Here is a 12,458-nt window from a genome sequence, read left to right as displayed (position 1 = left end):
TCACATGTCAGATACTCAAAAACTTACGGCTGCACAGCGAACGATTGGGGACTTCTCACCAAAGATCGTCGAGCTGACCGACAAGGTTCTGTTTGGGGACGTATGGGAACGCAAAGAGCTGGCCCCACGCGACCGCAGTCTCATTACCGTAGCAAGCTTGATCACCGGAGGAAATTCCGAACAACTGGGCTTTCATTTGAGTAAAGCCAAAGACAACGGCCTTACGGAAGAGGAACTGATCGAAGTCATTACCCATCTTGCCTTTTATGCGGGCTGGCCGAAGGCGATGTCCGCTATTACAGTGGCCAAAGAAGTATTTGCAAAGGAAAACTAAGTCCCAAAGCAAACATTTTATATCCAATCGCAGAACCTCAATTAAGCAATTCAAATTAGAAAGGATGATCATTCACTATGTCCAATATTCAAGATAAAGTCGTTATTATTACAGGTGCTTCCAGCGGAATCGGAGAGGCAGCGTCCAAAGAGCTGGCATCTAAAGGTGCGAAGCTTGTGCTGGCGGCTCGCCGTGAAGACCGTTTACAAAAGCTGCAAGAAGAAGTTGAACAAAGCGGGGGTACAGCCATCTACAAAGTAACCGATGTGACATCGCATGAACAAGTGGAAGAGTTGGCTTCGTATGCACTTCAAGAGTTTGGGAAAATCGACGTACTTATCAATAATGCCGGAGTCATGCCGCAATCGTTTCTCTTTAAGAAGAAATTAATGAATGGGATAGGATGATTGATATTAATATCAAGGGCCTATTATACGGGATTGCTGCTGTTCTGCCTGCGATGCGGGAACAGAAATCTGGTCATATCATTAATCTGTCTTCTATTGCCGGACATAATGTCTACCCAGGCGGCACTGTATATTGCGCGACCAAACATGCCGTAAGGGCAATTACGGAAGGTTTACGTCAAGAAGAGGCGATCAGTGGTACCCAGATTCGTACAACGAATATCTCTCCAGGAGCTGTCAGCACTGAATTGACGGAGGGAATCACGGATGCAGAGTTAAAACAAGCGTACGATGAGTTATATCAAGGAGCAATTAAAGCGGAAAGTATCGCACGTGCGATTGCTTTTGCGATTGAAGAGCCAGGAGACGTTGCGATCAATGAAATGATTATTCGCCCTACCACACAACAGGCGTAAGTCAACAGCAGGAGGAATGACGATGAATTATCGTACAGTAGGAAAAACAGGAATCAAGGTTTCAAATTTATGTTTTGGCACAATGTCCTTCGGGGGAAATGCCGATGAAGAAACATCCAAAAAAATGTTCAACCGCTCCCGCGAAGCTGGCATTAACTTTTTTGATACAGCAAACGTCTACAGCCAGGGTCGCTCCGAAGAAATTCTGGGCGAGTGCATCGAGGACTGTCGGGATGAGATTGTACTGAGCACCAAAGTTTCTATCCGATGGGACAGGACGTGAATGCTGGAGGGCTTTCCCGCCGTCATATCATGCTTGAAGTGGAAAACAGTCTGCGACGCCTGAAGACGGATCGCATCGACTTCTACTTCGTGCATATGTTCGACGAAAATACGCCAATGGAGGAGACTCTTCGTGCACTCGACGATCTTCAAGCGCAGGGCAAAATCCTTCACCCAGCGGTGAGCAACTGGTCGGCCTGGCAGATTGCCAAAGCGCTCGGCATCTCTGCCAAGGAGGAGCTGGCACGCTTTGAATTGATCCAGCCGATGTACAACCTGGTCAAACGTCAGGCTGAGGTAGAAATCCTACCTCTTGCCGCTTCCGAGCAGATTGGGGTCATTTCGTACAGCCCTCTGGGAGCTGGGATTCTTACGGGCAAATACGGAACGAACAAACGACCGGAACAAGGGCGGCTGGTCGAAGAGCAGCGGTATACGGACCGTTATGCGGATGAAATGAATTTTGCCGTCGCCGACCGCTTTACTGCACATGCTGCTGAACGAGGCGTGAAACCCTCGACGCTTGCGGTAGCCTGGGCGATGTCCAATCCTATGGTCACGGCGCCAATTATTGGCGCAAGAAACCTCGCGCAGCTGGAAGACTCGCTGGGCGCTGTCGATGTAGAGATGACTCCAGAGTGGCGCGATGAGATTTCCAGACTTTCGATGACTCCCGTACCTGCTACAGACCGGGGCGAGACGCTGCTGCCGAATTGGGCTTGAAGACCGAAGACCACCTAAATAATGTTGGGGAGTCGTCGGCGTTCCAGGTTTAATAGGAACCTCGCTGCGAAGTTAACCGAATCATACCGAAAAAGGGACGACCGTAACCGCCCCTTTTGGCTTCTTCGCCGACCGGTCCGGATGCTCAGTCATTCATGACCTGGTCGTATTTTTCCTTCAATCGCTTGATGTCCGCTCTCGGAGGGGCCCCGAACATGCGGGAGTATTCGCGGCTGAACTGGGAGGAACTCTCATAACCGACTCTGAAAGCGACGTCCGCGGCGTCCGCCGATTCAGCCAATAAGAGGCGGCGGGCTTCCTGAAGTCTCAGTTGCTTCTGGAACTGAAGCGGGCTCATAGCGGTTACCTCTTTAAAATGCCGATGGAACGAAGAAACGCTCATACTGGCGGTCTCCGCGAGATCTTCGATCCGAAAAGACTGATCCCAATTTCGGACAATATGGTCGATAGCTTCCCGGATCCGATAGGTGCTGCTTCCTTCGACCGCAATCTGAGCCAATTCGGCTCCATAGGGTCCCTGCAGCAGCCTGTATAGAATCTCTTTCGTGTAAAGAGGGGCGAGAAACGGGATTTCTCCCGGGGTGTCCAGCAGACGGGCAAGCCTGAGCACGGCGTCCTGAATGGACGATTCCATCTGGCCGACGAACAGGGCACGTTTGGCGTTATCTTTTGACGTGACCTTAATATCACAATCGTTCAGCACTTCAAGGATCTGGTTCTGTGTAAATTCGAGCTTGAGACTCAGGTAAGGAGAGTCAGCAGAAGCTTTTATGATTTGACCGATCACAGGCAGATTCATGGAAGCGATCAGATAATTGGATGGTCCATATTCAAATCTCTCCTGTGCCAGCAAAATTTCTTTCAAACCTTGAACGACAACACAAAAAGAAGGCTTGTAAACCCGATAAGCGGGCTCGGTTATGCTGGAATGCTGATAGAAAAATAGGGAAGGGATCGCCGTTTCCCTGGAGCTATTCTGAAGCGAGTGACGCTTGATCAATCCGGTGAGCTCCTGCTGCTGTTGAAGAATGTTCTCGGACATTCAAATCCTCCTTGCGGGTTTGTCTGGTTCCATTATAAGACTTACCTGCCTGTAGCAAAAGTGGTCTTGATAGGATTGGGCAATCATTTAAGACGAATGAGATACCGCTTCGCTTTCTCCGGTCGGCATAATAAGACTAAGCTCGCAGAATCAAGCAAGGGGTGATAACACCGCAATAAGGAGGCAAGATTACATTTGAATAATACTTGGAAAATCTACATGCTGACTCTCATCAGTTTCCTGGTGGGTACGTCGCTTATTTGTTATCGTCGGCATTCTGGATCAAGTCGCTTCTTCTGTCGGCGTATCTGTATCGGCGGCAGGGCAACTTACGACTGCATTCTCGCTCGCCAATGCAATCGGCACCCCGCTCGTCATCCTGGCAGCGGCGAAGCTGGATCGACGCCGCCAACTGTTGATTGCACTCTGCATTTTGCTGCTCGGCGTTGTCTCCACGCTAGCTCTTCCAGGCTTTGGCTTTCTGATGGTCTCACGTGCCGCTCTCGGCGTTGCGACGGGAGTGTTTATCGTCACGGCCTACGGGACAGCTGCACAGCTCGCGCCTCCCGGAAGGCAGGGAAGGGCGATGTCCAACGTAGCTATGGGGTTCAGTGCTGCTCTGGTCTTTGGCGTTCCGATTGGCCGCGTTGTCGCTGGAGCGTATGACTGGAAGACGATCTTCTGGGGACTCGGATTTCTCAGCCTACTTGCGCTCGTTGCAGTAGCCCGTACGATTCCGGCTTCCGAAAGTGAAGCGCCCGTTTCTTTACGTCGCCAACTCTCCTATCTTAAGAAACCGAAAATCGCTGCTGCCCTTGGCGTGACTTTCTTCGTATTTATAGGCTACTCGGCAGTCAATACCTATATCACGCCTTTCTTGGCTACACTTATCCCGATAAGCGAGCAGGGTAACAGTGCCGTACTTCTGGCTCTGGGCATCGCAAGTCTGATCGGATCGAAAGCGGGCGGATTTCTGACGGACCGGATTGGCACTAGCCGAACGCTCCTCATCAGTATGAGTGTCCAGGTCGTTGCGTTGGTGCTACTATCTCTATTCACAGAATCGGTAAGCATGAGCGTCTCTCTTCTCATGCTCTGGGCGATTGCGATTTGGTCATTTGGACCGACACAGAACTTCAATCTGATTTCAATCGCTTCGGAAGCCTCCAGTATCATGCTTAGCCTAAACAGCTCTTTTGTACAGCTCGGCTTCGCCGCAGGCGCAGGCATTGGAGGAATCGCCGTAGGAAGTTCATCGGTCATGGCCGTTAGCTGGATCGGTTCTGCCGCTGTATTGACAGGTCTATCGATCGCTGCCGTCTCCTTCGGACGTACCCACACTTACGCGAGAATCGAATAGATGAAAAAAGTAGATGGAGTGATGAAAATGAATAATATCTTAATCCTGGGCGCTAACGGCCAAATTGCACGTCAGGCCATCGACATGTTCCTCAAGGAAACTGATGCTCAGCTTGCACTTTATTTGCGCAGGTCCAGCCGACTGGAAAATGTTGATTCCAGTCGTGCACAAGTCATTGAAGGCGACGTCATGGATATGGAAAAGCTGAAAGAAGCCATGATTGGAAAGGACGTCGTCTATGCCAATCTTGCTGGTGATCTGGAACAGTACGCCAAGAACATCGTAGAAGCTATGAGCGCCACTGGTGTTAAACGTTTGATTTTTATCAGTTCGATGGGCATTTATGATGAAGTGCCGGGAGAGAAGTATGGCAGTATTCTAGATCCATATCGAAAATCAGCTCAAATCATTGAAGCCTCTGACCTCGAATATACAATCCTTAGACCCGCATGGTTTACGAATTCAGATGAAATTGACTATGTGACCACTCAGAAAGGCGAACCGTTTAAAGGGTCAGTTGTTTCGCGCAAGAGTGTTGCTGATTTGATCGTTAAATTAGCTAAATCACCTGAATTGGAAGTTCGCCGCAGCTTAGGAATAAACAAACCCGAATAAGGAGAGATAAAGCAACTGGATTTTTAAGGTGCTCTGTCGTGGAGGGTTTAAAGCTGGAGCGGAGTAAGGGACTGATGTCTCTAAAAAGGGAGAAGATGAATAATTTGAATCGTTGGTTTGGGAATTTATTGGTTCAAAGGCTTATCACATTAATAGAGTTTGAAGAGGATGAATCTTTCAAACAAATATATAATAGTTCTCTTGATAGGATAGTAAGCCAAATAACTAAAGAAAGATAATTGACATCTTTAATTAAGTTGATCACTGATAAATCAAATTGTGTTCTTTTATTGCTTTACTAGAGCGAAGGAGTAGAGAAAAAACATATGTGCGAAACTCATGTTCTAAGTGTTCCAAGCGCAAAAGCGCCCTTTGAAAAGACAATGATTGAGCGGAGAGAGCTTCGACTGGACGACATCCACATCGATATCAAGTTCTGCGGCATTTGCCATTCTGATATTCACAATGCACACAATGACTGGGGAACCGGCATCTTCCCTATGGTTCCCGGCCATGAGATTACAGGAATCGTGACTGCAGTTGGCTCGGAAGTCACCCAATTTGCCGTAGGAGCGCGCGTTGGCGTCGGCTGTTTTGTGGACTCCTGCGGAGAATGCGAATATTGCCTCAGGGGGATGAGCAGTTCTGCACAAAAGGCGTTGTCCTGGTCTTTAATACACCGGACTACGAAGGCAATGTAACATACGGCGGATATAGCCAAAAAATCGTAGTAAAGGAAAGATTCGTCGTCCGTATTCCTGACGCTCTGGAACTGGATGCAGCAAGCCCACTCTTGTGTGCAGGCATCACTACCTACTCTCCTTTGAAGCACTGGAATGTTGGGCCGGGCAAGAAGGTCGCCATTGTGGGTATGGGCGGTATTGGACATATAGCGGTCCAATTCGCGCATACCATGGGTGCTGAAGTTACGGTTCTGAGTCATTCTATAAACAAGAAAGACGAAGCGCTGGAGATGGGAGCAGACCATTATTTTGTAACCAATGACCCGGGTGCGTTTACTGAATTGGCCAGCTCTTTTGATCTCATTCTGAATACAGTCTCCGTCAATCTTGATGTCAATGCGTATTTATCCATGCTTCGCGTGGATGGAACGCTTGTCAATGTCGGTGCACCAGCTGAGCCGGATCACTACCATGCCTTTTCCGTGATTATGGGTCGCCGGAGTATTGCCGGTTCGAACGTTGGCGGAATCCGGGAAACGCAGGAGATGCTTGATTTCTGCGCTCAACACGGCATTGCACCTAAAATCGAGGTCATTCGCGCCGACCAGGTGGATGAAGCTTATGAGCGTGTTCTTCGCAGCGATGTACGTTATCGATTCGTGATTGATATGTCTACTCTGTAATTTGGTAAAGATAAAATCATATTAAGGAAGGAAGATGTATGATGCAAAAGCGTAAATTGGGAAATAGCGGCCTGGAAGTTTCGGCGATCGGGCTTGGATGCATGGGAATGAGCTACGGTTATGGTCCTGCTTCAGACAAGAAGGAAATGATCTCGGTCATTCGGGAAGCCGTAGAGCGCGGCGTGACTTTCTTCGATACCGCCGAAGTATACGGACCTTACACGAATGAAGAGCTCGTGGGCGAAGCGCTCCTCCCTGTTCGCGATCAAGTCGTGATTGCCACGAAGTTCGGCTTCAATATTCAGGATGGCAAGCAATCCGGGATGAACAGCCGCCCTGAGCATATCAAGAAAGTTGCCGAAGAATCACTTAGACGTCTTAAGATTGAAGCCATCGACCTGTACTATCAGCACCGGGTCGATCCGGATGTGCCGATCGAAGAGGTAGCGGGAGCTGTGCAAAATCTGATTCGGGAAGGAAAGGTGAAGCACTGGGGATTGTCTGAAGCAGGAGTGAAAACGATTCGCCGTGCACACGCGGTTCAGCCGCTCACCGCGCTCCAAAGCGAATACTCGCTGTGGTGGAGACGTCCTGAAGAGGAGCTAATACCTACCCTTGAAGAACTCGGCATCGGCTTCGTTCCGTTCAGTCCTTTGGGCAAGGGATACCTGACGGGAAGTTTTAACGCCAATACGACATTCGATCATGGCGACTTGCGCAGCATTCTTCCGCGCTTTACTCCTGAAGCTCTGGAGGCCAATCAAGTGCTGGTTGACCTGCTGAAAGAAATGGCTGAGCAGATAAAAGCAACGCCAGCCCAAATCGCACTCGCCTGGCTGCTCGCCCAAAAACTATGGATCGTACCAATCCCCGGTACGCGGAAATTGAGCCGTCTGGAAGAAAATCTGGGTGGGGCGGACATTGAGCTTACGTCAGAAGACGTGCGGAACATTAACGACGCAGCTTCGCAGATCCCTTTGATGGGCGAGAGATATACAGAGGAACTGGAGAGAAGAACCGGTCTTTGAACTGGTATTTGATCCGATCTTCAAGTCATTCGACAGTGATGCGATTCTTTCAATCGTGGAACGACATTGTAGAATGGCGGGTGAATAAGATGAAGAAGTTATCTGAGCAGTTGCCCGTCCTGTTAAACTTTAGAACGCAAGGGCGCAAGAGAATTAAGGCAACTGTCTTATTCCATATCCATTAAAGGGTGTGTGAAACATGGAATATGTAAAGCTGGGCCGTACTGGATTGGAAGTTTCAAGACTGTGTCTTGGCTGTATGAGCTACAGTTGCCAGAACGCGGAATCGCTCCGTGGTCGCTGAACGAGGAGGAAAGCCGTCCGTTTATCAAAAAAGCGCTGGAATCGGGTATTAATTTCTTCGATACGGCCAATGTGTATTCGGACGGAACCAGCGAAGAAATCGTTGGACGTGCACTGAAGGATTTCACCCGGCGCGACGAGGTTGTTATTGCGTCGAAGGTCTTTTTTCGTATGAGCCCGGGCCCGAACGGCACAGGATTGTCAAGGAAGGCGATCATGAACGAAATCGACAACAGCCTGAAGCGGCTAGGCACCGATTACGTCGATCTGTATCAGATCCACCGCTGGGATAACACAACGCCGATCGAAGAAACGATGGAGGCACTTCATGATGTCGTGAAGGCCGGCAAGGCCAGATACATCGGAGCTTCTTCCATGTATGCCTGGCAGTTTATGAAGGCTCAGCATACAGCCGAACGCAATGGCTGGACGAAATTTGTCTCCATGCAAAATCATTTGAATTTGTTGTACAGGGAAGAAGAACGGGAGATGCTGCCGCTCTGCCATGAAGAAGGAATCGGCGTCATTCCATGGAGTCCGCTGGCCAAAGGGAGGCTCACCCGGGATTGGGAGGAGCAGACGGCACGCTCGGAGAAAGACGAAGTCGGAAAAGCTTTCTACGGAAAAACAATGGCTGATGCTGATCGCAAGGTCGTGGAGAGCGTGGCTGAAGTCGCCGCCAAACGCGGCATTCCCCGCGCTCAGGTAGCGCTGGCGTGGCTGCTGCAGAAGGCGCCGGTAACTGCTCCGATTATCGGCGCAACCAAGCTTCATCATCTGGAAGATGCGGTTGCCTCGCTGTCAGTGAAGCTCGATGCGGACGAAATTGCGAGTCTGGAAGAGCCTTATGTGCCGCACCCTGTGACGGGCAATCTAAGCTAGACAGGCAGGCGGAATACTGAGCGAAAAATCCTACCAGTGAGCGCAAAGCGCGTAATCAGGTATTTTAAAAAGGACTTGTCGGAGGACAAGGACATATAGACTTATGAAGTCGCCATATTGGCGGCTTTTTTTGTTTTAACGATATAAGTTCTTTTCCTAACCGAATTACAATAATGTGTATTTATGATCAATTATAGTTAATATCCTAATTTAAGATAATTGAATGGGTTTGCAAAAGAAAAATGAACCTTTTTATAACTTGCGACCAATACAGACTAGATCTATATATAAAGGTAAGCGTCAAACTCTCCACACCTTCAACTACTAACCTAGCTATGAGATCATGAGATTAACCTGAATACGGAGGGTAACTCATGAATGCCAAAGAACAACGCAGACAAGATTGGCACACACGTATCGCAGCCTATCGGGCAAGTGGCCTCGCGATGAAAGCTTGGTGCTCCGCAAATCATTGTTCTGTCGAACAATTGAAATATTGGCTGTACAAAATAAAGCGTGTATCATCCTCAGCTACTCCAAATCCAAAGACTTCTCCCGTACAGTTTGTACCTCTTGCCACTGTAGATCCACCTGGCAGCGTTTCTCCTTCTCCTTCTCTAATCCTTCATATCGGTGAAGCCAGTATCGAGCTTCATTCCGGCTTTGACCCAATGCTTTTGCGCGAAGTGATTCACGCGCTTACTTCACCATGCTGACCTTTCCAAGCAATCAGCGTGTGTTTCTTGCTTGTGATTCCACCGATCTGCGCAGGTCGATCGACGGACTTGCTGCCATCGTTCAGGAAAGCTTTGGTCTGAATCCGTTCTCCTCCGGCTTATTCGTATTCTGTAACCGGGCATGCAACAAGCTCAAAATTCTATATTGGGATCACAATGGGTTCTGGCTTTACTATCGCCGCCTAGAACGTGGCAGATTTCAATGGCCTACAGGCAAGGAAGAAGTAGTAGCCATTTCCAGCAGGGAGCTTCGCTGGCTACTGGATGGTCTTTCACTTAGCCAGCGGCAAGCCCATCCCAAGGTTAATGCCGTTACCGTCATTTAGACACATCTTTGTAATCATTTCGTCATAGGCACTTACAGGGATTGGGTTTTTCTATCTAATGAGTAAAGTATGGAAAAACATGCAGATACGCCAACCATCGAATCCCTACAACAACAAATCATCGAACTATCGGCCAAGCTCAAATGGTACGAAGAGCAGTTCCGCTTAGCGCAGAAGAAGCGTTTCGGTGCTTCCAGCGAGCAGACGCATCCGGATCAATTAGAACTCCCGTTGTTCAACGAAGCCGAAATGATTGCAGCACCTGCTGGTGAAGAGCCGCAGTCTGAACAAATTACCTACGAGCGGCGCAAATCATCCGGCAAGCGAACAGAGGATCTCTCCAAGCTTCCAGTAGAAACAATCACCTATTCACTGGAGGAAGGCGAGCAAGTATGTGCGTGCTGCGGTGGGTTCCTTCACGAGATGAGTACAGAGACGCGTAATGAAATTGCCGTTGTACCGCCACAAGTGAAGGTCATCCGTCACGTGCGAAATGTGTATGCCTGCCGTCATTGTGAACGTGAAGATATTGAAACCCCGATCGTCACAGCTGCGATGCCAAAACCTGTTTATCCGGGAAGTTTGGCATCACCGTCGAGCATGGCTTACGTTATGAGCCAGAAATACGTCGACAGCTTGCCGTTATACCGGCAAGAGCAGCATTTCGCGCGTCTTGGATACACGTTATCTCGTCAGACGATGGCGAATTGGATGATCTATGGTGCACAGAAATGGCTCATGCCATTGGTCTCCGTGATGAAAGCTTATCTGCTAAGGCAGGATGTGCTTCATGCAGATGAGACGACGCTGCAGGTGCTGCGTGAGCCTGGGAAGTCTGCTCAATCGTCCTCGTATTTGTGGCTGTATCACACCGGACGCGGTGTAGCGCCGGCGGTCATCTACGATTACCAGAAGACACGTGGCGGCAAGCATCCACAAATCTTCTTATCCGGGTTCAAAGGTTACCTGCATGTCGATGGTTATGCGGGCTATCATAAGGTTCCTGGTGTGACTCTTGTGGGGTGCTGGGCACATGCGCGGCGTAAATACGATTGAAAGCAGCCCCGCCAGCGACGAGAGGTAACAAGGATTCGATAGCTAGTCAAGGACTGGCTTACTGCAATGCTCTCTTCGCCATTGAGCGCGAGCTGAAGGATGCTTCGCTAGAAGAACGATATGCGGAGCGAAAGAAGCGAAGCCTTCCGATCCTGGAGGCTTATTCGGTATGGCTCAAGCAACAGCGCTCTCAAACACTGCCGAAGAGTCTGGTTGGAAAAGCGATTGCTTATAGCCTGAATCAGTGGGGGAAATTGACTGCCTTCCTGAAGGATGGTCGGCTCGAGATCGATAATAATCGCAGTGAGCGCTCGATCAAGCCATTCATAATCGGGAGAAAGAACTGGTTATTTGCGAATACGCCTCGCGGCGCGAAGGCAAGTGCGTCGATCTACAGCGTCATCGAGACGGCGAAGGAAAACGGACTTCTTCCATTTCAATATTTAAAGTACCTGTTCGAGCAGCTTCCGCAGCTTCCGGATTCACAAAATCCAGAGGCGCTCGAGCCTTATTTGCCATGGTCATCTATGCTTCCGATTACTTGTCGCGTTATGGGATAGGTATCGCAAAACTTTTGGTCTTAGATGGAGATGGATCTAGTTGTACGTGATGGGACGGTTACCGACCTAATACATACGAGACAATCGTGTTGTCATGAAGATCCAGAATGGCGCTTAAATAAGCTTTTTGAGCACTCCCGTATCTAAATTCCGTTATATCCGTTAACCATTTCTCATTCGGCGCTTCTGCTCGGAACTTACGATTCAACACATTTTCGGCAGTATGTTAGGGCGTAGAACGCGCATATTTCTTTCTCTTTCTACGAATGACCGACTGGATTCCGGCCAACTTCATAAGGCGGTTTACCCGCTTATGGTTAATGGGTTGATTGGTTTGTCGACGCAAGTGAAGAGTCAATCTCCGGTATCCATAAATACCTCCAACCCGCTCGTACAGAAGAAGCATGATTTGACTAAGCCGTTGATTTTACTGCTGACGCAAACTTGGTTTGTGGCTCAGCCATTTGTAATAACTTGACCGAGGGATCCCCGCCACTTCACAAAGCACTTTACGCTGAGCGAGTCTTTCTGTTGAACGGACTCGATAGCCAGGTAATTATGCTTTTCTGCCGGTGTCCGCTTAGACTCGCCTCCTTTGCAATTCGTGTAACTTTTTTAGGAAAGCATTCTCCGCTCGAAGTCGCTCATTTTCATACTCCAGCTTCTTCATCTCAAGCTTCTGGCGGTCAGATTCAGTTAACTCTTCTTCTGCTTTTTCCGTCCCCGACCATCTTGCAAAGCATCCGGACCGTGCTCCTTATACTTCTTGACCCATTGGTACACTTGATGATAGGAAACCTGATACTGTTCCGCTGTCTTCCGGTAGTCATGATCGTGGGCAAGACAGTAAAGAGCAATGTCTATTCGTTCCTGATGATTGGTAGACCGCCGCCCCTTGCTCATAGCTTTCGCTTCCCCTTTATAGGCTTTTAAGCTGCTATGACCATTATACTTCTTCACCCAATCTGAGAGTTGTGTTCGGCTGGCGCTCGAGTGTGGG

The 12,458-nt window shown here is 49.1% G+C and carries 12 protein-coding genes and 4 pseudogenes; 13 read left to right on the top strand and 3 right to left on the bottom strand.

Annotation, left to right across the window (positions count from 1 at the left end):
* The first annotated feature begins 4 nt into the window (after positions 1-4).
* From ASL14_RS25035 to ASL14_RS25025, 4 genes and pseudogenes are all read left to right on the top strand, one after another.
* Entirely contained in the window at positions 5-334 is a 330-nt protein-coding gene (locus ASL14_RS25035) for a carboxymuconolactone decarboxylase family protein (protein ID WP_134914168.1), read from the top strand.
* A 77-nt stretch (positions 335-411) separates the two neighbouring features.
* Positions 412-1,157, top strand: a pseudogene (locus tag ASL14_RS25030) (SDR family oxidoreductase).
* Positions 1,158-1,179: 22 nt separating this feature from the next.
* Entirely contained in the window at positions 1,180-1,440 is a 261-nt protein-coding gene (locus ASL14_RS29020; protein WP_250636800.1) for an aldo/keto reductase, read from the top strand.
* Positions 1,425-2,162 carry an aldo/keto reductase gene (locus ASL14_RS25025; RefSeq protein WP_250636799.1) on the top strand — a complete coding sequence of 246 codons (738 nt, stop codon included), beginning with the start codon at positions 1,425-1,427 and terminating at the stop codon, positions 2,160-2,162. Before ASL14_RS29020 ends, ASL14_RS25025 begins: the two co-directional genes overlap by 16 nt.
* A gap of 145 nt (positions 2,163-2,307) precedes the next feature.
* Here the strand turns inward: ASL14_RS25025 and ASL14_RS25020 are convergent, their stop codons facing one another.
* Positions 2,308-3,225: an AraC family transcriptional regulator gene (locus tag ASL14_RS25020; RefSeq protein WP_134914166.1), complete on the bottom strand. Its 918-nt coding sequence runs from the start codon at positions 3,223-3,225 to the stop codon at positions 2,308-2,310.
* Between the two features lie 265 nt (positions 3,226-3,490).
* On the opposite strand from ASL14_RS25020, the gene ASL14_RS25015 reads away from it, so the two are divergent.
* From ASL14_RS25015 to tnpC, 8 genes and pseudogenes are all read left to right on the top strand, one after another.
* A complete protein-coding gene (locus ASL14_RS25015; RefSeq protein WP_223264394.1) occupies positions 3,491-4,585 on the top strand; it encodes an MFS transporter in 1,095 nt (364 codons plus the stop codon).
* Positions 4,586-4,612: 27 nt separating this feature from the next.
* Positions 4,613-5,200, top strand: coding sequence for an SDR family oxidoreductase (locus tag ASL14_RS25010; RefSeq protein WP_134914633.1), 588 nt, complete (start codon positions 4,613-4,615; stop codon positions 5,198-5,200).
* Positions 5,201-5,526: 326 nt separating this feature from the next.
* Positions 5,527-6,566, top strand: a pseudogene (locus ASL14_RS25000) (NAD(P)-dependent alcohol dehydrogenase).
* A gap of 41 nt (positions 6,567-6,607) precedes the next feature.
* Positions 6,608-7,594, top strand: coding sequence for an aldo/keto reductase (locus tag ASL14_RS24995; RefSeq protein WP_189338281.1), 987 nt, complete (start codon positions 6,608-6,610; stop codon positions 7,592-7,594).
* A gap of 199 nt (positions 7,595-7,793) precedes the next feature.
* Positions 7,794-8,779 (top strand): annotated as a pseudogene (locus ASL14_RS24990) (aldo/keto reductase).
* 374 nt (positions 8,780-9,153) lie between these two features.
* Positions 9,154-9,495 (top strand): IS66 family insertion sequence element accessory protein TnpA, encoded by a 342-nt coding sequence (gene tnpA, locus ASL14_RS24985; RefSeq protein ID WP_134914160.1) that lies wholly within the window; start codon positions 9,154-9,156, stop codon positions 9,493-9,495.
* Positions 9,489-9,842 (top strand): IS66 family insertion sequence element accessory protein TnpB, encoded by a 354-nt coding sequence (gene tnpB / locus ASL14_RS24980; RefSeq protein ID WP_134914158.1) that lies wholly within the window; start codon positions 9,489-9,491, stop codon positions 9,840-9,842. Before tnpA ends, tnpB begins: the two co-directional genes overlap by 7 nt.
* A 69-nt stretch (positions 9,843-9,911) precedes the next feature.
* Positions 9,912-11,458 (top strand): annotated as a pseudogene (gene tnpC / locus ASL14_RS24975) (IS66 family transposase).
* Between the two features lie 226 nt (positions 11,459-11,684).
* Here tnpC and ASL14_RS29720 read toward each other — a convergent pair.
* Positions 11,685-11,834 (bottom strand): IS3 family transposase, encoded by a 150-nt coding sequence (locus tag ASL14_RS29720; protein ID WP_223264393.1) that lies wholly within the window; start codon positions 11,832-11,834, stop codon positions 11,685-11,687.
* On the opposite strand from ASL14_RS29720, the gene ASL14_RS28575 reads away from it, so the two are divergent.
* Positions 11,772-11,936, top strand: a complete 165-nt coding sequence (locus ASL14_RS28575) for a hypothetical protein (RefSeq protein WP_223264401.1) — start codon at positions 11,772-11,774, stop codon at positions 11,934-11,936. The genes ASL14_RS29720 and ASL14_RS28575 overlap by 63 nt on opposite strands.
* Before the next feature lie 218 nt (positions 11,937-12,154).
* On the opposite strand, the gene ASL14_RS24960 is transcribed toward ASL14_RS28575, so the two are convergent.
* Positions 12,155-12,361 (bottom strand): helix-turn-helix domain-containing protein, encoded by a 207-nt coding sequence (locus tag ASL14_RS24960; protein WP_134914154.1) that lies wholly within the window; start codon positions 12,359-12,361, stop codon positions 12,155-12,157.
* Positions 12,362-12,458: the final 97 nt, after the last annotated feature.

Origin of the sequence: Paenibacillus sp. IHB B 3084, assembly GCF_001447315.1 — a bacterium.
Taxonomy (GTDB): domain Bacteria; phylum Bacillota; class Bacilli; order Paenibacillales; family Paenibacillaceae; genus Paenibacillus.
This window is presented reverse-complemented; position numbering and strand designations above follow the sequence as displayed.

Coding starts and splice junctions, on each gene's coding strand:
- ASL14_RS25035 (WP_134914168.1), top strand. CDS start 5: ATGTCAGATACTCAAAAACTTACGGCTGCACAGCGAACGATTGGGGAC.
- ASL14_RS29020 (WP_250636800.1), top strand. CDS start 1,180: ATGAATTATCGTACAGTAGGAAAAACAGGAATCAAGGTTTCAAATTTA.
- ASL14_RS25025 (WP_250636799.1), top strand. CDS start 1,425: ATGGGACAGGACGTGAATGCTGGAGGGCTTTCCCGCCGTCATATCATG.
- ASL14_RS25020 (WP_134914166.1), bottom strand. CDS start 3,225: ATGTCCGAGAACATTCTTCAACAGCAGCAGGAGCTCACCGGATTGATC.
- ASL14_RS25010 (WP_134914633.1), top strand. CDS start 4,613: ATGAATAATATCTTAATCCTGGGCGCTAACGGCCAAATTGCACGTCAG.
- ASL14_RS24995 (WP_189338281.1), top strand. CDS start 6,608: ATGCAAAAGCGTAAATTGGGAAATAGCGGCCTGGAAGTTTCGGCGATC.
- tnpA (WP_134914160.1), top strand. CDS start 9,154: ATGAATGCCAAAGAACAACGCAGACAAGATTGGCACACACGTATCGCA.
- tnpB (WP_134914158.1), top strand. CDS start 9,489: ATGCTGACCTTTCCAAGCAATCAGCGTGTGTTTCTTGCTTGTGATTCC.
- ASL14_RS28575 (WP_223264401.1), top strand. CDS start 11,772: ATGGTTAATGGGTTGATTGGTTTGTCGACGCAAGTGAAGAGTCAATCT.
- ASL14_RS24960 (WP_134914154.1), bottom strand. CDS start 12,361: ATGAGCAAGGGGCGGCGGTCTACCAATCATCAGGAACGAATAGACATT.